The 20,619-nt window shown below is 71.5% G+C and carries 20 protein-coding genes; 12 read left to right on the plus strand and 8 right to left on the minus strand.

Annotated features, from left to right (window positions below; translation table 11 throughout):
• Positions 1-19: 19 nt before the first annotated feature.
• The 4 genes from ACGF3C_RS30960 to ACGF3C_RS30975 form a co-directional block, all read right to left on the minus strand.
• On the minus strand, positions 20-451 hold the full coding sequence (locus ACGF3C_RS30960) for a hypothetical protein (protein ID WP_355008410.1): 432 nt from the start codon (positions 449-451) through the stop codon (positions 20-22).
• A gap of 185 nt (positions 452-636) precedes the next feature.
• On the minus strand, positions 637-1,338 hold the full coding sequence (locus ACGF3C_RS30965; RefSeq protein ID WP_393227258.1) for a VOC family protein: 702 nt from the start codon (positions 1,336-1,338) through the stop codon (positions 637-639).
• A 196-nt stretch (positions 1,339-1,534) separates the two neighbouring features.
• A complete protein-coding gene (locus ACGF3C_RS30970; RefSeq protein WP_357230036.1) occupies positions 1,535-1,717 on the minus strand; it encodes a DUF397 domain-containing protein in 183 nt (60 codons plus the stop codon).
• The gene (locus ACGF3C_RS30975) at positions 1,711-2,511 is read right to left on the minus strand and encodes a helix-turn-helix domain-containing protein (protein WP_393227260.1); all 801 of its coding nucleotides are present in this window, start codon (positions 2,509-2,511) and stop codon (positions 1,711-1,713) included. The genes ACGF3C_RS30970 and ACGF3C_RS30975 overlap by 7 nt, the downstream gene beginning before the upstream one ends.
• 264 nt (positions 2,512-2,775) lie before the next feature.
• Between ACGF3C_RS30975 and ACGF3C_RS30980 the strand changes: the two genes are divergently transcribed.
• Entirely contained in the window at positions 2,776-3,033 is a 258-nt protein-coding gene (locus ACGF3C_RS30980; protein WP_357230025.1) for a flavin reductase, read from the plus strand.
• Positions 3,034-3,051: 18 nt separating this feature from the next.
• Here ACGF3C_RS30980 and ACGF3C_RS30985 read toward each other — a convergent pair whose 3' ends face one another.
• Positions 3,052-3,450 carry a hypothetical protein gene (locus tag ACGF3C_RS30985; protein WP_124858603.1) on the minus strand — a complete coding sequence of 133 codons (399 nt, stop codon included), beginning with the start codon at positions 3,448-3,450 and terminating at the stop codon, positions 3,052-3,054.
• Positions 3,447-3,770 carry a hypothetical protein gene (locus ACGF3C_RS30990; protein ID WP_393227262.1) on the minus strand — a complete coding sequence of 108 codons (324 nt, stop codon included), beginning with the start codon at positions 3,768-3,770 and terminating at the stop codon, positions 3,447-3,449. Before ACGF3C_RS30990 ends, ACGF3C_RS30985 begins: the two co-directional genes overlap by 4 nt.
• 275 nt (positions 3,771-4,045) lie before the next feature.
• Between ACGF3C_RS30990 and ACGF3C_RS30995 the strand changes: the two genes are divergently transcribed.
• The 5 genes from ACGF3C_RS30995 (at position 4,046) to malQ (ending at position 10,598) form a co-directional block, all read left to right on the plus strand.
• Positions 4,046-5,332, plus strand: coding sequence for an ABC transporter substrate-binding protein (locus ACGF3C_RS30995; protein ID WP_393227264.1), 1,287 nt, complete (start codon positions 4,046-4,048; stop codon positions 5,330-5,332).
• Entirely contained in the window at positions 5,329-6,312 is a 984-nt protein-coding gene (locus ACGF3C_RS31000; protein WP_355008402.1) for a sugar ABC transporter permease, read from the plus strand. The genes ACGF3C_RS30995 and ACGF3C_RS31000 overlap by 4 nt, the downstream gene beginning before the upstream one ends.
• A gap of 1 nt (position 6,313) precedes the next feature.
• Complete coding sequence (locus ACGF3C_RS31005) at positions 6,314-7,150, plus strand: carbohydrate ABC transporter permease (RefSeq protein ID WP_357201639.1); 837 nt, start codon at positions 6,314-6,316, stop codon at positions 7,148-7,150.
• 10 nt (positions 7,151-7,160) lie between these two features.
• A complete protein-coding gene (locus ACGF3C_RS31010; RefSeq protein WP_393227266.1) occupies positions 7,161-8,369 on the plus strand; it encodes an ABC transporter ATP-binding protein in 1,209 nt (402 codons plus the stop codon).
• Between the two features lie 174 nt (positions 8,370-8,543).
• Positions 8,544-10,598 carry a 4-alpha-glucanotransferase gene (gene malQ / locus ACGF3C_RS31015; protein WP_393227268.1) on the plus strand — a complete coding sequence of 685 codons (2,055 nt, stop codon included), beginning with the start codon at positions 8,544-8,546 and terminating at the stop codon, positions 10,596-10,598.
• Between the two features lie 10 nt (positions 10,599-10,608).
• Here the strand turns inward: malQ and ACGF3C_RS31020 are convergent, their stop codons facing one another.
• Entirely contained in the window at positions 10,609-11,718 is a 1,110-nt protein-coding gene (locus ACGF3C_RS31020; RefSeq protein WP_393227270.1) for a winged helix DNA-binding domain-containing protein, read from the minus strand.
• A gap of 138 nt (positions 11,719-11,856) precedes the next feature.
• On the opposite strand from ACGF3C_RS31020, the gene ACGF3C_RS31025 reads away from it, so the two are divergent.
• The 4 genes from ACGF3C_RS31025 (at position 11,857) to wrbA (ending at position 14,349) form a co-directional block, all read left to right on the plus strand.
• Positions 11,857-12,249 (plus strand): hypothetical protein, encoded by a 393-nt coding sequence (locus ACGF3C_RS31025; protein ID WP_393227271.1) that lies wholly within the window; start codon positions 11,857-11,859, stop codon positions 12,247-12,249.
• A 64-nt stretch (positions 12,250-12,313) separates the two neighbouring features.
• On the plus strand, positions 12,314-13,072 hold the full coding sequence (locus tag ACGF3C_RS31030) for a HipA family kinase (protein ID WP_357201654.1): 759 nt from the start codon (positions 12,314-12,316) through the stop codon (positions 13,070-13,072).
• A complete protein-coding gene (locus ACGF3C_RS31035) occupies positions 13,069-13,437 on the plus strand; it encodes a DUF3037 domain-containing protein (RefSeq protein WP_366608662.1) in 369 nt (122 codons plus the stop codon). Before ACGF3C_RS31030 ends, ACGF3C_RS31035 begins: the two co-directional genes overlap by 4 nt.
• Positions 13,438-13,731: 294 nt before the next feature.
• The gene (gene wrbA / locus ACGF3C_RS31040) at positions 13,732-14,349 is read left to right on the plus strand and encodes an NAD(P)H:quinone oxidoreductase (RefSeq protein ID WP_357201660.1); all 618 of its coding nucleotides are present in this window, start codon (positions 13,732-13,734) and stop codon (positions 14,347-14,349) included.
• A 95-nt stretch (positions 14,350-14,444) separates the two neighbouring features.
• Here wrbA and ACGF3C_RS31045 read toward each other — a convergent pair whose 3' ends face one another.
• Complete coding sequence (locus ACGF3C_RS31045; protein ID WP_393227274.1) at positions 14,445-16,367, minus strand: anthranilate synthase family protein; 1,923 nt, start codon at positions 16,365-16,367, stop codon at positions 14,445-14,447.
• 204 nt (positions 16,368-16,571) lie between these two features.
• On the opposite strand from ACGF3C_RS31045, the gene ACGF3C_RS31050 reads away from it, so the two are divergent.
• Both ACGF3C_RS31050 and ACGF3C_RS31055 read left to right on the plus strand, forming a co-directional pair.
• A complete protein-coding gene (locus ACGF3C_RS31050; RefSeq protein WP_357228509.1) occupies positions 16,572-17,984 on the plus strand; it encodes an FGGY family carbohydrate kinase in 1,413 nt (470 codons plus the stop codon).
• 99 nt (positions 17,985-18,083) lie between these two features.
• On the plus strand, positions 18,084-20,618 hold the full coding sequence (locus ACGF3C_RS31055; RefSeq protein ID WP_393227276.1) for a nitrate- and nitrite sensing domain-containing protein: 2,535 nt from the start codon (positions 18,084-18,086) through the stop codon (positions 20,616-20,618).
• Position 20,619: the final 1 nt, after the last annotated feature.

Genomic DNA, 20,619 nt, shown 5'->3' on the forward strand with positions numbered 1-20,619 from the left:
ACCCCACCGCGGACGTCGGTCAAACCCCTGTCGGTACGGCGGCGACCCGCACCTGGTACGAGAACTCCTCAGCCGGCTCCTCGTGGTACGACAGCCGGCGGATCTGCCGGTCGTCGTCGTAGAGGGCGACGTCCACCAGCACGCCGAGGTGGGTGAGGCCGATGCTGGACACCCGCTTCTTGTCCTGCAACACCGCGCAGACGCCGCCGAGCAGGGTGCTGGCGTCGGACGTACGGTGCCCGGGCGGGCAGCGCAACACCAGGTCCACCTCGATCGGCCCGGGCAACGGCGTCCAGCCGGTGCGCTGGGCCGCCGCGAGGGCGGCCTGGAGCAGAGTGCGGACCCTCGTCGCCTGCCGATGCCCGGCGGCGAAGATGGACAACGCTTCGGTCTTGACCGGTGGCAGGCCGCTCACCTCGAACGTCAGGGCGAGAGCGCGGGTGTCCTGCACGACGGCACCTCCTCGTTGGGACGATCCTGCCGAAACGGGGGAGCGGCGGTGGGACGTTCCCGCGATTACCAACCGATCGGGCAGGCATGGGTCGGCCGGAGGCGTGTCGACGACGGCGGCGAACGCGCCAGCTACGGCGCTAGGAAAACGCTAGCCGACGACGGCCGCGCTCGGTAGTCGGTCGTTCACCCGGTGGGGCGTGGTGCGAAGGCGCAGAACTCGTTGCCCTCGGGGTCGGCCAGCACCCACCACCAGTGCGCCTCGTCGATCGGCTCCCGCAGCAGCGTCGCGCCCGCCGCGATCAGCGCCATCGGCTCCGGCTCGGCCAGCTCGACGTCCCAGTGCATACGGTTCTTGACCGTCTTGGGCTCGCTCACCCCGTCGAAGACCCAGTGGTCCCAGGGCAGGCCGGCGGACCCGAGCACCAGCGCGTCGGTCGACCCGTACTCGGCGGTGCCGCCGAGCACGCCGGCCCACCAGCTCGCCTGGGCGGCCGGGTCGAGCGCGTCCACCACGAGCTGAAACGGCCCCGGTCGGCTGTTGGCGTCGGCCGCGAGCGCGCAGAACTCGTTGCCGTCCGGGTCGGCCAGCACCCACCGGCCGTCGTCGTTCGGCTCGCGGACCAGTCGGGCGCCGTCCGCGAGCAGCGGCGCCGGGTCCGCGCCGGGCAACCGCAGATCCAGGTGTACGCGGGTCCTGCCGACCCGAGGCTCCGGCACCTTGTTCACCCAGATCGACTCCGCGGGTGAGCGCGCCGAGCGCGGGTCCACCCGGGTGTCGTCGTCACCGGCGTCGGCCACGTCCCCGTCGAGCAGCCGGGCCCAGAAGGCACCCAGTGCGAGCGGGTCGTTGGCGTCCAGGCAGAGGTCCTTGAAGCGCGCGATCATCGTGCCAGCATGCCTGGTCCCGAGGGGTCCCCGCGCGCGTTGGGAGGGGAGTCTCGCACGACGCCGGGCCGGGCCCGGGCCGGCCTGGGCCGGGCCGGGCCGCGATCTTGCACTTACTGTCCCGACGTAGGCGGCATTCCACGCTTTTCGACCACCGGAACTGCAAGATCGGCGCGGTTGGCTGGGCCGGGGCGGGTCAGTGCTGCTTGGCGTACTTGATGAAGGCCTTCCAGGCTGTGGGGTCGACGTGCAGGGTGCCGCCGTCGCGGTCCTTGGTGTCGCGCACCAGCACCACGCTCGGCAGGTTGTCGGCGACCTCGACGCAGGAGCCGCCGTTGCCGCCGGACCGGGTCGACTTGCGCCACTGGGGGGTCAGCATGCCCATGACTTCGCCACTTCCTTGATCAGGTCGGTTGACTGCCGGCGGGGGAGCGCCTCGTTTCGCACGATCTCCCACGTCTTCGCCAGCTTAGCGACGTCGGTTGGCGCATCGACGAACTGCGCGGTGAGCTGGTTGTCGGCGTGGGCCACCCGCTCGCCGTCCGGCATCTCGGCGATGATGAACTGACCGGCCAGCCCCAGATACATCCCAGCATCCGTCGGGACGATGTGCACCTGGATATGCTCCGCCACCGCCAACTGGGCCAGGTGCTCGCACTGCTCGACCATGAGGCCCGGCTGGTCGAGCACCGGCCGGCGAAGCACCGCCTCGTCCAGCACGGCGATGAGCTGCGGCGGGCGCGGGCGGTGCAGGATCGCCTGGCGTTCCAGCCGCGAGGCGACGATCCGGTCCACATCCTCGGGGTCGAACCGGCCACCGGCCAGCGTCGCGCGAGCGTACCGCTCGGTCTGGAGCAGGCCCGGCACGTAGGCCAACTCGAACCAGCGCAGCGTGGTCGCCTCCCGCTCGAACTCGATCCACTCGCGAAGCCAGGCCGGTTCGGCGTCGAGCCGGGCCAACCCGTCGAGCATGCGGAGGAAGCGTCCGCCGGTCTGGTGGTGGGTGTCGACCGCCCTCATGTACTCCATCGTGGGCGGTCGCCCGCCGGTCTCCACCGAGCTGACGTGTGAACCCGAATAGCCGATGCCCCGGCCGAAGTCGTCCTGACTGAGCCCTGTTTCCGCCCGGAGCAGGCGCAACTCCTCCAGCACGTAGTCGGTGACGGTCCCCATCGATTCCCCAACCTTCGCTCAGTCTGGCTCGGCGTGTCCCTCATGGGTGCTCACCTGGACCGCTGAGCTGCACGGATGGCGCGAGCACGTATCGAAGGTAGTCGTGTCATCACCAGACTGTCACCAGTGGCGGGTCCGCTGGTGGCCGGAATGGCGGCGGCAGGCTCTGCACCCGGGGTCGCTCCCGTCTCCCCCTTGCGGGAGCGACCCCTTCACCCACCTTCAGGAGGACGATGTGCTGAGCCCTTTGGTGCGGTGGCGGTGATGGTTGTGGTCCGGCCGCCCGTCCCGCACGTCGCCATGCGCCCGCTCTGGCGGTGCCGCAACTGCGGCCGGGAGTGGCCCTGCCAGCCGGCCAAGCTCGCCCTGTTGACGGAGTACCGGGCCAACCGGACCGCGCTGCTGATCTATCTCGGCACTCTCATGCACGAGGCGACGAACCAGCTCACCCAACTCCACCCGGATCATCCGCCGGCCCGGATGACCGAGCGCTTCCTCTCCTGGGCGAGAGCCCGCGGCTGACGCTCGGCCCGCCGTCCTTCATCCCGGAAAGTGGATCAGCGGCACCCCGTCGGAGTATCCGGGCCCCTCACTGGTCAGCACCGCGGCGTCGTGGGTCAGGCCCGCCACGGCGGCTGCGGCCAGGTCGAAACGACGGGTCCTGCGCTGCCAGAAGGTCAGCTCCGGTAGATCCTCCGCCTGCTCGGGCAGCAGCGCGCAGGACGTCAGGGCCAGCAGCTTGTGCAGCAGGGCCAAATCCTTGCCGGTCGCCATGGTCAACGCTTCGGTCGCTGCCACCACCGGCACCCCGAACCGCACCCCGTCCTCAATCACCTCGTGGACGGGCTCGCCCACGTGCACCGTCCGGAGGACGGCGTACCCCAGCAGGGCCGACCGGTCCAGGATGAGGCGAACTGGTGGCGTCGTCTCCGAGGTCATGCGCCGTCGGCGCGGGGCGCGGTGTCGTCACCGTTCATCTCGGCCTCCATGGCGGCGCGGATCTTGGCGCGCTCCGCCTCGAACCGCTCCGGAGACCACTCAGCCTCGACGCCCAGGCGACGGGCCCGCGCCTCGGCCACACCCTGCTCGCTGACGTGGATGCCGGCGGCGAGCAACAACTCCTTGTGCTGCTCCACCCGCTTGCGCCGACGCACCGACTCGGTGACGTAGGCGCTGGCCATGCGGTTGCCCTGGCTCTCCAGGATCTGACTCACGTCCGGGGGGACGGAGATCGTGAAGCGGCGCTGAGGCTCTGTCATACGCGCAGCTTACACCTGTCATACTCCAGCCTGGCGCTGCTCGTACCGTTAAGCGGGTTCGACTCTGGTGGCATTCGGGTGCGGGCCGTCGGCGGCGGTCCGGGCGTGAACCTCCGCTGTAACAGCCAGGTTTCGCGGCTTCACGGGTGGGGCAGAGTAGCCGCTACAGAGCGTCCGGGCCGGTGTTTCCGCAGCTTGCCGACTCGGAATCGGCTCGCCGTGCGCCGGGGCACGGATGCCCTCCCCGGTCTTTCGCCGAGGAGAGGGGGAGGGCGATGACGGACCCCGAAACGGCTCGACACCGACGCCGGCCAGTAGCACGGCTGGGCGCGGCGGCCGCCGCGCTGGCACTCGTGGCGCCGTTGGCCGCGTGCGGCGCGGACGACGCTGGTGGCCCACCGACGATCAACCTGTACTACCCGCCCGAGCAGAACCTGCAGAAGGTCGTCGACGACTGCAACGCGCAGGCCCAGGGACGGTACGAGATCGCCTACCGGGTGCTGCCCCGGCAGGCCGACGACCAGCGGGTGCAGATGGTGCGCCGGCTGGCCGCCGAGGACAGCGGGATGGATCTGCTCGGGCTGGACGTCACCTGGACCCAGGAGTTCGCCAGCGCCGACTGGATCCGCGAGTGGACCGGCCAGGACAAGGCCGAGGTCGAGCAGGGCACCCTCGCCGGGCCGTTGGACACCGCCCGCTACAAGGACAAGTTGTACGCGGCGCCGAAGAACACCAACGTCCAGCTGCTCTGGTACCGCAAGGACCTGGTGCCGCAGCCGCCGACCACCTGGGACCAGATGATCAGCGCGGCCCAGCAGCTCAAGGACCAGGGCAAGCCGTACCAGGTGCTCACCATGGGCGCGCAGTACGAGGGTCTGGTCGTCCTCTACAACACCCTCGCCGAAAGCGCCGGCGGGAAGATCCTCAACGACGACGGTACGAAGGCCGAGATGGACGAGGGCACGGTCCGGGCGTTGGAGCAGCTGAAGAAGTTCGCCACGTCGGGCGTTACCTCGCCGTCGTTCAGCAACGCCACCGAGGACCCCGTTCGGCTGGAGTTCCAGTCCGGTGAGGGCGCGTTCCAGGTGAACTGGCCGTTCGTCTACCCGGCTCTCCAGGAGGCGAACCCGGACCTGGCCAAGCAGGTCGGCTGGGCTCGGATCCCGGGCATCGACGAGGGCACCCCCAGCAAGGTCACCATCGGTGGGGTCAACCTGGCGGTCAGCTCCTACTCCAAGCACCCGGAGCAGTCCTTCGAGGCGGCCCGGTGCATCCGCAGCGCCGAGCACCAGAAGTTCTCCGCCATCAACGACGGTGTGCCGCCGACCATCGAGGCGGTCTTCGACGACCCGGAGATGATCGAGGCGTACCCGATGAAGGACACCATCCTGGAGGAGCTGAAGGATCCGGCGACGCGTCCGCTGACCCCCGCCTACCAGAGCATCTCCACAGTGATGTCGGCGATCCTGTCGCCGCCGTCCGGCATCCGCCCGCAGCAGACCGCCGACGAGCTGCGCGACGCCATCGCCGACGCCCTCCAGTCCAAGGGGGTCCTGCCGTGAGTATCAACGCCACACCGACCGGCGCCGAAGTCGCCGCCGAGGAAACCCAGCGGCCCGCGTCCGTGCCGAAGCAACGCGGCAGCCGTCGCAAGCCCCCGTTGAGCGAGAACAAGAAGGCCGAACGCCGGCTCGGTCTGCTGCTCTGCGCGCCGGCCGCGCTGGTCATGATCGCGGTGACCGCGTACCCGATCATCTACTCGGTCTGGCTGTCGTTGCAGCGCTTCGACCTGCGCTTCCCCGACCAGCGTGAGTTCATCGGGCTGGAGAACTACGTCACAGTGCTCACCAACGAGTTCTGGTGGACCGCGTTCGGGGTGACCATGCTGATCACGGTGGTCACCGTCGCCATCGAGCTGGTGCTCGGCATGGGCCTGGCGATCATCATGCACCGCACCATCGTCGGGCGCGGCCTGGTCCGGACCTCGGCGCTGATCCCGTACGGGATCGTCACTGTTGTCGCCGCGTTCTCCTGGCGGTACGCCTGGACGCCCGGCACCGGCTACCTGGCCGACCTGTTCAGCGACGGCGCGCCGCTCACCGAGCGGGCCAGCTCTCTGGCGATCATCATGCTGGCGGAGATCTGGAAGACCACCCCGTTCATGGCGCTGCTGCTGATGGCCGGGCTGGCGCTGGTCCCGGAGGACCTGCTCAAGGCGGCCTCCACCGACGGCGCGACCGCGTGGCAGAAGTTCACCAAGGTGATGCTGCCGGTGATGAAGCCGGCCATCCTGGTCGCGTTGCTGTTCCGCACCCTGGACGCGTTCCGGGTCTTCGACAACATCTTCGTGTTGACCGCCGGAGGCAACGAGACGTCGTCCGTGTCGATGCTCGCCTACAACAACCTGATCCGGGGTCTCAACCTCGGCATCGGCTCGACGATGTCGGTGCTGATCTTCATCACCGTGGCGATCATCGCCTTCGTCTTCGTGAAGCTGTTCGGCACCGCTGCTCCGGGCAGCGACGACGGGGAGAGGCGCTGACATGGCTGTCGAAACCACTACCAGGGCAAAGCTGCGCTGGGGTCTGCTCGACGTCCTCGTGGTCGTCTTCGCGCTGGTCCCGGTGCTGTGGATCGCGTCGTTGTCGTTCAAGACGCCGGCGACCCTCACCGACGGGAACTTCATCCCCCGGGAGTGGACGCTGGACAACTACCGGACCATCTTCGACACCGACCAGTTCGTCCGGGCACTGGTCAACTCGATCGGCATCGCACTGATCGCCACGCTGATCGCGGTGGTACTCGGCGCGATGGCCGCGTACGCGATCAGCCGGCTGGACTTCCCCGGTAAGAAGCTGCTGGTCGGTGTCTCCCTGCTGATCGCGATGTTCCCGCAGGTGTCACTGGTGTCGCCGCTGTTCGAGATCGAGCGCCAGCTGGGGATCTTCGACACCTGGCTGGGGCTGATCCTGCCGTACATCACCTTCGCGCTGCCGCTGGCGATCTACACGCTGTCGGCGTTCTTCAAGCAGATCCCGTGGGATCTGGAGAAGGCCGCGAAGATGGACGGCGCCACCCAGGGGCAGGCGTTCCGGCGGGTGATCGCGCCACTGGCCGCGCCCGGGCTGTTCACGACGGCGATCCTGGTCTTCATCTTCTGCTGGAACGACTTCCTGTTCGCGATCTCGCTGACCTCGACCGAGCGGTCCCGCACGGTGCCGGCCGCGTTGTCGTTCTTCACCGGCGCGTCGCAGTTCGAGGACCCCACCGGGGCGATCTGCGCCGCCGCCGTGGTGATCACCGTTCCGATCATCCTGTTCGTTCTCTTCTTCCAGCGTCGCATCGTGTCCGGTCTGACCTCCGGCGCGGTCAAGGGATAGGTGGGTAGTCATGGCTGACATCGTGCTGGACAAGGTGAGCAAGAGCTTCCCGGACGGGACCGTCGCCGTGCAGGACGTCGACCTGGAGATCGCCGACGGCGAGTTCGTGATCCTGGTCGGGCCCTCGGGCTGCGGCAAGTCCACCACCCTCAACATGATCGCCGGGCTGGAGGACATCAGCTCCGGTGAACTGCGCATCGCTGGGCAGCGGGTCAACGACAAGGCCCCCCGGGACCGGGACATCGCCATGGTGTTCCAGTCGTACGCGCTGTACCCGAACATGACGGTGCGGGAGAACATGGCGTTCCCGCTGCGACTGGCGAAGCTCGACAAGGAGACCATCGACCGCAAGGTCGACGAGGCGGCGAAGGTGCTGGAGCTGACCTCGCTGCTGGACCGCAAGCCGGCCAACCTCTCCGGTGGCCAGCGTCAGCGGGTGGCGATGGGCCGGGCGATCGTCCGCCAGCCGAAGGCGTTCCTGATGGACGAGCCGTTGTCCAACCTCGACGCCAAGCTGCGGGTGCAGATGCGCACCGTGGTGTCCCGCCTGCAGAAGCAGCTCGGCACCACCACCGTCTACGTCACCCACGACCAGACCGAGGCGATGACCCTCGGCGACCGTGTGGTGATCATGCGCGGGGGCGCGGTGCAGCAGGTCGGGCCTCCGCAGGAGCTGTACGACCACCCGAAGAACCTCTTCGTGGCCGGCTTCATCGGCTCGCCGTCGATGAACTTCCTGCACGCCGCCGTGCAGGACGGCGAGCTGCACACCGCCCTGGGCATCGTGCCGATCGGTGACCGGATCCGCCGCGAGCTGGAGGCGGCCGACGCGCCCCGCGAGCTGATCCTCGGCATCCGGCCCGAGCACTTCGAGGACGCCGAACTGGTCGACGACGACACCCGTCGGCGGGGTATGGAGTTCGAGGCGCCGGTGGACATCGTCGAGTCGATGGGCTCGGACAAGTACGTCTACTTCACCGTCGAGGGGGAGAAGGCCAGCGCCGCCGAGTTGGAGGAGTTGGCCGCCGACGCCGGCGCCGCCGACTTCGCCGGCGCCGGTGGCAACCTGGTGACCCGGTTGTCCGCCGAGTCCCCGGTCGCCGAGGGGCAGACGCGCCGAGTCTGGTTCAACCTGGAAAAGATCCACCTGTTCGACCCGGCCAACGGCCGCAACCTGACCCTGCAGGAGGGCCGAGCAGCCGGCGCGCTCGCCGACTGACGACCTCCTTACGCCGCCGATCTTGCACTTTCGGTTGTCGATACAGGTGGAATGCACCTTGTGTCGGGACAGGAAGTGCAAGATCGGCGCGGCGGGGGGTGGGGGTGCGTGTTCTGCGGGGTTCGGGTGGGCGTGGCAGGGTGGTCGTAGGTCGCGTCGTGGAGCGGGGGGCACATGGACCGACGATTGGCCGCGCTGGCCAACGCGCACGGTGTTTCCACCTGGTACGAGGACTGGCGGCACCGCCGCGTCGAGGTCGCACCGCGGACAGTGGTGGGTGTGCTGGGGCTGCTCGGCGTGGACGCCACCAGCCCGTCGGCGATCGCCGACGCGCTCGCCGCCGCCCGTGCGGTCGACCGGAACGCCCTGCCGGAGACAGTCGTGCTCACCCACGGTCGCGGCCGGGCGCTGCCCGGCCCGGGGATGGTGACCCTGGAGGACGGTGGCCGCCGCGCTGTCGAGGGCGAACTGCCGGCCGACCTGCCGCTGGGCTGGCACCGGCTGGCCTGCGCCGACCGCGAGGTGACACTGGTGGTGGTGCCGCGTCGGCTGCCGGTGCCGCCGTCGAGCTGGGGGTGGATGCTCCAGCTCTACGCGCTCACGTCGGAGCAATCCTGGGGCATGGGAGACCTCGGTGATCTCGCCGAGTTCACCGGGTGGGCCGGTGCCAACGGGGCGGGGCTGGTGCTGCTCAACCCGCTGCACGCGGTCGGGCCGGCGCACCCGGTGGCCACCTCACCGTATTCGCCGGCCAGTCGACGCTTCGTCAATCCGCTCTACCTGCGGGTCAGCGACACCGCCGCGTACCGGGCGGCGGAGCCGGCCACCCGGGCGGTGGTCGACGCGCTGCGCCCCGACCGGGGGCCCCTGATCGACTACGACGAGGTGTGGGCCGCCAAGCGGCGCGCGCTGGAGTTGCTGCACCCGTACGCCCAGCCGGTTGACCTTGGCGCGGACCCGGCGCTGACCAGCTTCGCCACCTGGTGCGCGCTGGCCGAGCGGCACGGCAACGACTGGCGGGCCTGGCCGGCGGAACTGCACCACCCGGACGCCCCGGCGGTCGCCGAGCAGCGTCGGCATCTCGCCGACCGGGTCGCCTTCCACGCCTGGCTGCAACACCTCTGCGACGAGCAGCTCGACGCCGTCACGGCGGCGGCCCGCTCGGCGGGGATGCCGGTCGGTGTCGTGCACGACCTGGCCGTCGGCATCGACCCGGGCGGCGCGGACGGGTGGCAGCTCGCCGACGTGCTGGCCCAGGGCGTGCGGGTCGGCGCGCCACCGGACGACTTCAACCAGCTCGGCCAGGACTGGGGGCTCGCCGCGTGGCGCCCGGACCGCCTCGCCGCAACCGGTTACGCCGCGTACCGGGACATGCTGCGCCGCGTCCTGCGGCACGCGGGTGGCCTGCGGGTCGACCACGTCGCCGGTCTGTGGCGACTGTGGTGGGTGCCGCCGGGCGGCGGTGCGGCCGAGGGCACCTACGTGCGCTACGACGCCGAGGCGATGCTGGGCATCCTCGCGTTGGAGGCGCACCGGGCCGGCGCGGTGGTGGTCGGTGAGGATCTCGGCACTGTCCAACCGGCGGTGACCCGAGGTTTGCGGGGGCGCAACATGCTCGGCTCGACGGTGCTGTGGTTCGCGCGCGACGAGGCCGGTGACTTCGTCCCGCCGGCCCGGTGGCCGCGCAACGCCCTCGCCACCATCTCCACCCACGACCTGCCCACCGCGCCGGGCTTCCTGACCGGTGAGCACGTGCGGGTGCGCGACGAGCTGAAGCTGCTCGGCACCGACGTGGCGGTGGAGCGGGCCCGCGCCGCCGCCGACCGGGACCGGTTGCTGGGCATGCTGCGCGCCGAGAACCTGCTGCCCGAGCCGATCCCGCGGCCACCGACCGATACTGTCGCCTCCGCGGGTGCAGAGCAAAGGACGGATGCCGACTCGGCGCTGCCCGATGCGAGCTCGACACCCGACGACGGCGAGGTGGTGGTCGCGATGCACGCCGCGCTCGCGGCCAGCCCGACCCGGCTGCTCGGCGTCTCCCTCTACGACGTGCTGGGCGAGGTGCGCCAACCCAACATGCCGGGCACTGTCGACGAGTATCCGAACTGGCGGCTGCCGCTGCCGGCCAGCGTGGCGCAGATCCGCGCGGACCCCCGGGTGGCCCGGATCGTCGACCTGCTCAGCGCAGCCCGCCCACGACCGGCCGACCCGGCGCCGCCGCAGCGGTGACGCCGCCGGGTCAGGTCAGCCAGTCGAAGCGGGCCGGCAGCCCGAGGAATTCGGCGTAGCGCCCGAGTGCCTGCTCCACCCGGGCCCGCGCGGCGGCGTCGAGCGTCGTGACCGGCTGGATCGTCACAGTGACCGCCGTGCGGCCGATCTTGCGTTTCCACACGCCCACCACCCGACCGGCGCGGACCACTGTGGCCTGGAAGATGCCGTTGTTGCCCGGCACGACGGCCGCCTGGTGGGCGGGGTCGAGCATCAACGTGCGGTCCCGGTAGCCGAGCAGGTACTCGTCGAAGCCGGGCAGCGCCAACACGTCGTCCGGCGTGGTGCGTGGCGCGTCGGCCAGGGCCGCGTCGACGTACATCGCGGTGCCGTCGACGCGTACCGTGCTCAGCGCGTCGTCGGCGGCGGCCAGACCGCGCCGGGCGTCGGTCACTGTGAGGCCGCTCCACCCGGCGAACTCGCGGTCGGTGACCGGGCCGTGCCCGCGAACGTATCGGTGGGCGAGCACTGCCAACGCCTCGTCCCGCTCCAGCCGGTGGGACGTGGGTGCCCACTCGTCGAGCAGGGCGAAGGTCTGCTCGGTCCCGACGTTCGGCGCCACGCAGGTCACGCCGCGCACGCTCGCGTACCACAGCAGGTGGTAGCCACGTTGCCCGTCGGTGCTCAGGCCGGCCGCCCGCAGGGTGGCGAGGCACTGCGCGCGGGTGAGTCGACCACCGCCGGCCAACGCGGTGCCCAGGACGTCCACCGCCCGGTCCGCGTCGGCCTCGGTCAGCCCCAGCTGCGCCCGCCGGGTCGCCACGCCGGCCAGGGATCGTACGCCCGTCACCTCCAGCATCCAGCGGGCATCGGCGGGCGGAACGAGGTGCACGGTGCCCCGCATCGGCCAGGTACGCAGCGCCTCACGCCGCTCCAACGCCGCCTGCACGTCGGCCATGCCGTGACCGGGTAGCCGGGCGCCCAGCGACCACAGCCCGCTGGCCAGATCCTGTGCCTGCATCGCGCCGAACCACTCGACCACCTCGGCGACGGTGCCGGGGCGGGTGGTCGGGTGCGGGCGCAGCAGCAGGCTGGTCATCCGCAGCGCCAGCGCGTCGGCCGCGCTGAGGTCGACAGGCATCCTGCGCTCCTTTTCGTGGCCGGGCGGCCAGCCTAGGGCCGAGCACCGACACTCCTGCTGGTGGGAGGCGTAACGGCGGTCGTCGGGGGAATGCGGCTCGCCGGAAGTGCGCGCGCCGCGCGTACGGAAGGGAATCTCATGACTGCCGCAAGCGAGCCGGCGCGGGGCGCCGGCGTAACGGCCGGGTCCCGGGGCCATCGGGGGGACGCCCGCGCGAAGACGAGCGCCGCGGCGACCTTCGCCCTGGTGTTCGGGGTGGCCGCTCTGTTCAGCGTGTTGACGGCGATCCTCGCCTGGCTGGGGTTGGTGCTCGGCATCATCGGGATCATCCTGGGCATCGTCGGCCTCAAGATGGCGCGTCGACCCGGGGTCACCGGTCGTGGCGTGTCGATCGGCGGCCTGGTGCTCAGCATCCTGAGCGTGCTGATCGGGCTCGGTCTGGCAGCGGGTATCACCACGTTCGTCAACAACGAGAACGCTGTGGACCGCCTGCAGACCCAGGTCGACAAGCTGCGCGACAAGCTCGACTGACTCGCACGTGCCGGCCTGGGCCGGCCCGCCACCCGTCCCGGCCGGCCACAGTAGGGTGGGCGGCGTGCTCCGCCAGGTCACCGCGATCCGTTACGTCACCCCGCTGCGCGAGGGTGGGTCGCTGCCGGGCGTGGTGGAGGCCGACGACCTGGGCACGTACGTGGCGAAGTTCCGAGGCGCCGGGCAGGGGCCCAAGGCGCTGATCGCCGAGGTGATCTGCGGTGAGCTGGCGCGCCGGCTGGGGTTACGGGTGCCGCCGCTGGTGGTCCTCGACGTCGACCCGGTGATCGGGCGGGCCGAGCCCGACCAGGAGGTGCAGGAGCTGCTGCGCAGCAGCGGCGGCGCCAACCTCGGGATGGACTTCCTGCCCGGGGCGTTGGGCTTCGACCCGGTGGCGCACCCGGTCGACCCGGCGCTGGCCTCCCGGGTGCTCTGGTTCGACGCGTACGTGGAGAACGTCGACCGGAGCTGGCGCAACCCGAACCTGCTCGTCTGGCACCGGGAGCTGTGGCTCATCGACCACGGCGCTTCGCTGTACTTCCACCACAACTGGCCGCGCGCCGAGGCCGCCGTGCACCGTGCCTACCGCGCGGAGGACCACGTGCTGGCGCCGTACGCGTCGCGGCTGGCCGAGGCCGACGCCGAGCTGGCCCCCCAGGTCACCCCGGAGCTGCTCACCGAGGTGCTGGCCCTGGTGCCGGGGGAGTGGTTGACCGCCGCCGACTTCGAGACGGCCGACGCGGCGCGCGGCGCGTACCTGGATCACCTGTCCCGCCGGGTCGCCCGCACGGCCGACTGGCTGCCATCGGGGAGCGGGGCATGAGGCAACCCTTCGAGTACGCGCTGATCCGGCTCGTGCCCCGCATCGAGCGCGGTGAGCAGATCAACGTCGGGGTGTTGCTCTACTGCCAGCAGCGTGACTTCCTGGCCGCGCGGACGCACCTGGACGCCGACCGGGTGCGCGCGCTGGCGCCCGACGTCGACCTGCCGGCGGTGGCCGCGGTGCTCGACTCCTGGGACCGGACCTGCTCCGGTGACGGGCCGGCGACCCGGATGCGCCTCGGCGAGCGGTTCCACTGGCTGGCCGCGCCGCGCAGCACGATGATCCAGACCGGGCCCGTGCACACCGGTCTCACCGCCGACCCGGCGGCCGAGCTGGACCGGCTGATGGCGACCCTGGTCCGCTGACCCGAGGCGGAGGCGTGGGAGCGGTGATCGTCCCCTGATCGCGCTACGCCAGCGCCATTGCCGGCGGAGCGCGATCCCCCGTTCAGGTGCCCGGTGCGGGGCGGCGGCTCGATCCCGCCGGCACCGATGGCACCAGGATCGTCGTCCGGGCCTGGCGGCGGGCCGGAACGACCGGGAAGTTGCGGAAAACTTGAGCCGGCGTACCGGTAGCCGGCGGCCCCGGAGGCTGTCGTTAGAGCGCGTCCGCAGCGGGTAGTCGCGGGAGCTGATCCGAGACGAGAAGGGGACACTCTGATGGCTGCCCAGACCAAGGTAGCGGTGATCTACTACAGCGCCACCGGCATCACGTACCAGATGGCGCAGGCCGTGTGTGAGGCCGCCGGGGACGCCGGTGCCGAGGTACGCCTGCGCAAGGTGCGCGAGTTGGCGCCGGACGAGGCGATCCGCTCCAACTCCGGATGGCAGGCGCACCACCTGGAGACCCAGGACGTGCCCGAGGCGATGATCGACGACCTGGCCTGGGCCGACGTGGTGATCCTCGGCGCGCCGACCCGGTACGGCATGATCGCCGCGCAGTTGAAGCAGTTCATCGACACGACCGGCCCGCTCTGGGCCCAGGGCGCGCTGGCCAACAAGGTCTACTCCGCCTTCACCTCGACGGCGACCTCGCACGGGGGGCAGGAGACCACGCTGACCTCGCTCTTCAACGTCTTTTACCACTGGGGCGGTGTGGTGGTCACCCCCGGCTACACCGACACCAGTCAGTTCATCGCCGGCAACCCGTACGGTCCCTCGCACACCAGCAACAACGGGGAGATCGCCCCGGACGCCGTGGCGCTCGGGGCCTGCGCGCTGACCGCCCGGCGCGCCGTGCTGCTGGGGACCGCGCTGAAGGCGGGTATGGCCGGCTGACCGAACGTCGAACGAGGGCGACCGGTGGCGCGGGCGGGGGCTCTCGGCCCGCCCGCGCCACCGGTCCATCCAGCCCTACCCCCGGGCCGGGCCGACTATGCGCCTTCGCGGATCGCGGACAGCTCGTCCGGGCGTGACGCGGGCAGCAGGTCGGTCAGCAGCTCGCTCAGCACGGCGAGCCCGTCGGGGCTGAGCACCGACTCCGCGTGGAACTGCACTCCGGCGAAGCCGCGGCCCCGCAGGGCGTGCACGGCGCCGTCGTCCGGGTCGCGGGCCAGCTCCACCGGCCCGTACGCGGTGGCCAGCCGGTCGGCGTCGGAGCGGGCGGTGAACGTCGAGTAGAACCCGACCCGGCGGGTGCGGCCGAACAACGGCACCTCCCGCTGCAACCCCTGGTAGGGCGCGTCCCGGCGGTGCAGCGTCAGCCCCAGCAACCCGGCCAGCACCTGATGGCCGAGACAGACCGCGAGGGTGGGACGGCCGGTGGTCAGCAGCCCGGTCAGCAACTTGCGCAGCGCCAGCATCTTCGGCTCGTCCGCGCTGCCCGGGTCGCCCGGCCCGGGACCGACGACCACCAGGTCGTAGTCGTCGACCGGGCCGCTCGCGTGCCAGGTGCGGGTGGTCACCGCGAGACCCAACGCGCTCAGTTGGTGGGCCAGCATTCTGGTGAAGGTGTCCTCGGCGTCCACGATCAACGCTCGGCGGCCGACCAACCCGGGCAGTCCGGGCGCGTCCGGTGACCGCTGGTCCAGCCAGAACCGCGCCAGCGGTGCGTTGCGCGCGGCCAGCGCGTCGCGTACCGCAGGGTCGTCGTCCAGCCGCGCGACCGGCCCGCGGTCGCCGACGGACGCCGCCGGCCCGAGGCCGAGCGCGGCCAGCACCCCGGCGGCCTTGGCGTGCGTCTCGGCCACCTCGCCGGCCGCCGTCGAGTGCCGGACCAGTGTCGCGCCGACCGGCACCCGCAGTCGGCCGGTGGGGGAGATCTCGGCGGTCCGGATCAGGATCGGGGCGTCGAGCGTCTGCCGACCGGCCTCGTCGTGGCCGAGCAGTGCCAGCACGCCCCCGTAGTAGCCCCGGCCCCGGCGCTCGTGCCGGGCGATCACCCGGCAGGCGTTCTCGATCGGGCTGCCGGTGACGGTGGGGGCGAACATCGTCTCGCGCAGCACCTCCCGCACGTCGCGGGTGCCCCTCCCGGCGAGCAGGTACTCGGTGTGCGCCAGGTGCGACATCTCCTTCAGCTGCGGTCCGATCACCTGCCCACCCTGCTCGGCGACGGTGGCCATCATCTTCAGCTCCTCGTCGAGCACCATGTACAGCTCTTCGATCTCCTTCTCATCGGCGAGGAAACGCAGCAGCGCCGCCCGGTCCGCGACGCCACCGGGGCAGCGGAAGGTACCGCTGATCGGGTTCATCATCACCAGTCCGTCGTCGACGCTGACGTGGCGCTCCGGGCTGGCGCCGACCAGCGTCCGGGTGCCGGTGTGCACCACGAACGTCCAGTACGCGCCGCGCTCGGCAATCAGCAGCCGGCGTAGCGCGGCCAGCGCGGCCGCCAGCGGTGGGCCCTGCACGGTGGCGTGCAGGGCGCGGTGGATGACGAAGTTCGCGCCCTCACCGCGGCCGATCTCCTCGGACAGCACCCGCTGCACGGTCCGCGCGTACTCGTCGTCGCTGACGTCGAAGCCCGCGTCGGTGGTGCGCACCGGTTGATCGGGCAGCGCGGCGAGGGCGTCGGTCAGCGTGATCCGTTGATGCTCGCGGACCCGGAGGAACTCCAGCGGGGCGGCGTCGTCGACGCAGGCGAAGCCGCGCTCGGCGATCTGCCGGTACGGCACCAGGGCCAGCGTCCGCGCCCCGGGCGGGCCCTCCGGCAGCGGGAGGTCGGTGAGCTCTTCGACGGTGTCGACCGGGCCGGCAAACAGGTCCAGGTCGTCCGCGCCCTCACGGCGCAGAAGCGCGAAAGGGCCGGGGTCGACGCCGCTGGCGACGGCGGCGAGCAGGTCGGTCAGGTGGGTCATCGGAGTCTCCGTCGGGCTGGGTGCCGCCGTCGGGCGGCCCTCAAGCCGGGAGATCCGGCGACCGCCTCAATGGCGGCCGCGTGGATGGAGCTACGCGCGGGAGATGGCCGCCGGGTCGGCGGGCCACCAAACGGTCAACTGCGCGAGCATGTGATCCACCCTACGCGCCCGTCGGCCGGCTGGCACGGGGTAACTTGACCGGCGATGAACATTCTCGCGCTCGACCTGGGCACCTCCTCGGTACGCGGACTGGTGCTGGACGCGGACACCCAGCCGCTGCCCGGCGCTCTGGCCCGCCGCAAGGTCGACCTCGCCATCGGCGACGACGGCACCGGCACGCTGTCCGGTCGGGACTATCTGGCCAGCCTGGTCGAGTGCCTGGACGAGTTGGCCGACTCGGGGCACCTGCACGACGTCGGCCTCGTGGCGGTCTCCGCCCAGTGGCACTCGGTGCTCCCGCTGGACCGCGACGGCGCCCCCTTGGGCCCGGTGGTCACCTGGCTGGACACCCGACCGGCCCCGGTCGGGCGCACCGCCGGGCCGGCCGACCCGGACGGCTTCCACCAGCGCACCGGCTGCTGGTGGCACCGTTCGTACTGGTCGATGCGGTTGCCCTGGTTGCGTGAACAGTCCGGCACGCCGATCGCCCGGTTCGTGGGTCTGCCCGAGTACGTGCTGGGCGAGTTGCTCGACTCGGCGCCGATGTCGATCTCCCAGGCCTCCGGGACCGGTCTGCTGGATCTGCGCACCCTGAGCTGGGACGAGGAGGCGCTGACGCTGGCCGAGGCGCGGCCGGCGGAGCTGCCGCCGCTGGGCGAGCTGGACTGGCACGGCCGGCTCCGGGTCGACCTGGCTCGTCGGTGGCCGCAGTTGGCGAAGGCCCGCTGGACGCCGCCGGTGGGCGACGGTGGGGCGTCGAACGTCGGCTCGGGCTGCGTCGACCCGAGCCGGGTCGCTGTCACAGTGGGCACCTCCGCTGCCGTACGGCTGATGCAGCGGATCCCGGCGGGCGAGCCGATGCCGCGCCTGCCCGAACGGTTGTGGCGCTACCGGGTCGACCACGAGCATGTGGTGACCGGGGCCGCGTACGCCAACGGGGGCAATCTCTTCGCCTGGGCGGACCGGGAGCTGCGGTTGCCTCGGGGCGCTGAGCTGGACGCGGCGCTGGCGCTGGTGCCGACGGGTGGTGGCCGGCCGGCGAATCCCCGCTTCGGTGGCGACCGGGCGCCGGGGCTGGCCCCGGCGGGCAGTGGTGAGCTGCGCGGTCTGAGTTTCAGCACCACCTCGGTCGACATCCTGGCTGGGCTGATGCAGGGTTTGTGTGAGCTGGTCGCCGGGGATCTCGGGGTGCTGGAGTCCACAATCGACAAACCGGTCGGCGTGGTGTTGGGCGGCGGTGCGGTGGCCGCCTCGGTGTGGTGGCGGCAGGCCTTCGCGACCGCGCTCGCCCCGCGACCGGTGTCGCATCAGCGCAACCCGGAGATCGGCGCCACCGGTGCCGCGTTGGTGGCGCTGGGGCGCTTCGGTGACGCGATCCAGCTCGCCGACATCGGCCGGACGGACGAGCTGGTTTTACCGACCACGGCAGGACGTTCCCACCCGCAGTATCCTTCCTGAACCTCGGCCTCGCCCGGGCCGTTGACAGCGGTACCGAGCCTGGTTGGATGGACTGCGCTCCCCCGACCGCGGTGGACGCGGTAGGACGGAGGAGGCAGGGTGGCGGCAGGTCCCGACCCGGCGAACGGCGCGGTGTCGAACCATCGCCGACGTCGCTTCGATGTCCGGGTCGTTCCGCATCGACGGCGGTCGCCGTTCCGGCTGCGCGACTGGCGGATGAGCACGAAGCTCGCCACGGTGCTGCTGGTGCCGTCGATGGCGTTCCTCCTGCTCGCCGGGGTGCAGACCAGCACCCTGGTGGGGCGGACGACGGCGTTGAACGACTTCTCCAGTCAGGTCGGCATCGGCCGGCAGATCACCGCGGCGGTGCACCAGCTCCAGCAGGAGCGTGACCGTTCGGCGGGGGAGCTGGGTGAGCTGCGTAAAGGTGGTGACCGGCAGGCCGCGGCGAACGACCTGAAGCCGTTGCAGGAGGCCACCGACAAGGCCATCGTGGACCTCAGCCGCGCCGCCGAGCCGCTGGCCGACGCGGACGCGTCCTGGCGGGTGGCCTTCTCCGAGGCGCTGGAGGCGTACGACCAGGTGGTCGACATCCGCTCGGCGATCCCACCGGCGGTGCTCAGCACCGAGACCATCCTGGGTAACTACCACCGGGCCGTCGGGGCGTTGCTCGACCTGCTGGCCGAACCGACGCCGGGGCAGAACCAGCCGGCGTTGAACGACGCGGTGCTGCGCTACGTCCAGTTGGCCCGGGTCAAGGAGCTCTCCTCCCGGGTGCGGGCCCAGCTCTACGCCGCCGCCCGCGCCGGTGCGTACGGCACCGAGGACCGGGTGATCCTCGCCGACCTGCGCGGTCAGCAACTCACCGCGCTCGGCGCGTTCCGGGTGGCCGCGACCAGTGAGCAGATCCGCCGCTACGACGAGACCTCGGTGTCGCCGATGTTCCTGGTCGCCACCGGGTTGGAGGAGCGCAGCCTGTCCTCCGGCGGCGCGTCGCCGCAGGTGCTGCCGTCGGAGCAGTGGTGGTCGGCCAGCCAGCAGCGTCAGGAGCTACTGCGTCAGCTTGAGGCGGGGGTGCTCGACGACGCTGTCCGGCAGGCCGAGGAGGCCAGCGACGATCAGCTGCGTACGACCCTGCTGGTCGTCGGCGGGGTGGTCACGGTCCTGCTGGCAGCACTGCTGATCTCGTTGCTCATCGGGCGCTCGGTCGCCCGGTCGATGCGGCTGCTGCGCAGCCAGGCATTGCGGATCGCCCAGGTCGAGTTGCCGGACGCCCTGGACCGGCTGAAGACCGTCACCGGTGGGGTGCCGCGCATCGACGTCGCGCCGGCGGTGGTCCGCTCACTCGACGAGATCGGCGAGCTGGCCGAGGCGTTCGTGGCGGTTCACCGCAGCGCGGTCACCGTCGCCGTCGAGCAGGCGCTGATGCGGCGCAACGTCAACGCGATGTTCGTCAACCTGGCCCGCCGCAGCCAGGTGCTGGTGGAGCGTCAGCTCGAGCTGTTGGACGACCTGGAGCGCGAGGAGAGCGACCCGGACCAGTTGGAGAACCTGTTCAAGCTCGATCACCTGGCCGCCCGGATGCGCCGCAACGACGAGAGCCTGCTGGTGCTCGCCGGCACCGACTCCACCCGCCGGTGGAACCGGCCGGTCGGGCTCGGTGCGGTGCTGCTGGCCGCCGCCGCGGAGATCGAGCAGTACCAGCGGGTCCGGATCGAGTCGGTCGCTGACGTGCACGTGGTCGGGCATGCCGTCGGCGAGTTGGTGCACCTGCTGGCCGAGCTGCTGGAAAATGCCACGGCCTTCTCCCGCCCGGACACCGTCGTGGTGGTGACCGCCCGGGTCGAGGCGGGCGGTGCGCTGATCGAGATCGTCGACCGGGGTCTGGGTATGAGCCCGACCGCGTTGGTGCAGGCGAACGAGGTGCTGGCCAGCCCTCCGGCCGCCGACGTCGCGGCGGTGGAGCGGATGGGGCTCTTCGTGGTCAGTCACCTCGCGGCCCGGTTGAGCGTCCGCGTGCGGTTGCAGGGCGGCGAGGACGGCCTGGTCGCCCGGCTCGCCCTGCCCGCGGAGTTGCTGGCGCCGCCGGGCAGCGTGGAGCTGGACGCGCCCCCGTCGGCGCGGATGCTGGCGGCGAGCGCGGCACGAGGGGTGGTTCCGCAGCCCGGGGCCGCCCGGCCGGCCGCTGCCCCGATGGTGAACGGCGCGGTGCGGGACCTGCCGGTGGCCGGCCGCCCGCCGGGCGTCGGCGTGCCGCGTCAGGGCCGCCCGGTGCCGGTACGCGCCGAGGACGTGCTGACCCCCGCCGCCGCTCGCGGTGCCGGCGGGGGCTGGTATTCGCGGCAGGGCCCAGCGCCGGTGGTGCCCGCCGCGGCGGCGCCACCGACGATCCCGGTGACCGCCGGCACCAATGAGCGGGGATTGCCGGTGCGGGTGCCCATGGCGCAGTTGAGCGCGGTCACCCGTTCGGCACAACCGATGACGGCACCGACCCGCACCGACCCGGACCCGGAGGCGGTCGGCGGCATGCTCTCGCGGCTCTACAGCGGAGTACGGCGCGCCGAGGCTGAGGACACCACCGAGATACCCGTGCCACCGTCCGGGGGGCACGACGAAGGGGGACGACGACAGTGAC

The sequence above is a fragment of the Micromonospora sp. NPDC047762 genome, assembly GCF_043204655.1.
Taxonomy (GTDB): Bacteria; Actinomycetota; Actinomycetes; order Mycobacteriales; family Micromonosporaceae; genus Micromonospora.

Coding starts and splice junctions, on each gene's coding strand:
- ACGF3C_RS31010 (WP_393227266.1), top strand. CDS start 7,161: ATGGCTGACATCGTGCTGGACAAGGTGAGCAAGAGCTTCCCGGACGGG.
- ACGF3C_RS31035 (WP_366608662.1), top strand. CDS start 13,069: ATGAGGCAACCCTTCGAGTACGCGCTGATCCGGCTCGTGCCCCGCATC.
- wrbA (WP_357201660.1), top strand. CDS start 13,732: ATGGCTGCCCAGACCAAGGTAGCGGTGATCTACTACAGCGCCACCGGC.
- ACGF3C_RS31020 (WP_393227270.1), bottom strand. CDS start 11,718: ATGCCTGTCGACCTCAGCGCGGCCGACGCGCTGGCGCTGCGGATGACC.
- ACGF3C_RS31045 (WP_393227274.1), bottom strand. CDS start 16,367: ATGACCCACCTGACCGACCTGCTCGCCGCCGTCGCCAGCGGCGTCGAC.
- ACGF3C_RS31050 (WP_357228509.1), top strand. CDS start 16,572: ATGAACATTCTCGCGCTCGACCTGGGCACCTCCTCGGTACGCGGACTG.
- malQ (WP_393227268.1), top strand. CDS start 8,544: ATGGACCGACGATTGGCCGCGCTGGCCAACGCGCACGGTGTTTCCACC.
- ACGF3C_RS30995 (WP_393227264.1), top strand. CDS start 4,046: ATGACGGACCCCGAAACGGCTCGACACCGACGCCGGCCAGTAGCACGG.
- ACGF3C_RS30970 (WP_357230036.1), bottom strand. CDS start 1,717: ATGCTGACCCCCCAGTGGCGCAAGTCGACCCGGTCCGGCGGCAACGGC.
- ACGF3C_RS30975 (WP_393227260.1), bottom strand. CDS start 2,511: ATGGGGACCGTCACCGACTACGTGCTGGAGGAGTTGCGCCTGCTCCGG.
- ACGF3C_RS31005 (WP_357201639.1), top strand. CDS start 6,314: ATGGCTGTCGAAACCACTACCAGGGCAAAGCTGCGCTGGGGTCTGCTC.
- ACGF3C_RS31025 (WP_393227271.1), top strand. CDS start 11,857: ATGACTGCCGCAAGCGAGCCGGCGCGGGGCGCCGGCGTAACGGCCGGG.
- ACGF3C_RS30990 (WP_393227262.1), bottom strand. CDS start 3,770: ATGACAGAGCCTCAGCGCCGCTTCACGATCTCCGTCCCCCCGGACGTG.
- ACGF3C_RS30965 (WP_393227258.1), bottom strand. CDS start 1,338: ATGATCGCGCGCTTCAAGGACCTCTGCCTGGACGCCAACGACCCGCTC.
- ACGF3C_RS30985 (WP_124858603.1), bottom strand. CDS start 3,450: ATGACCTCGGAGACGACGCCACCAGTTCGCCTCATCCTGGACCGGTCG.
- ACGF3C_RS30980 (WP_357230025.1), top strand. CDS start 2,776: ATGGTTGTGGTCCGGCCGCCCGTCCCGCACGTCGCCATGCGCCCGCTC.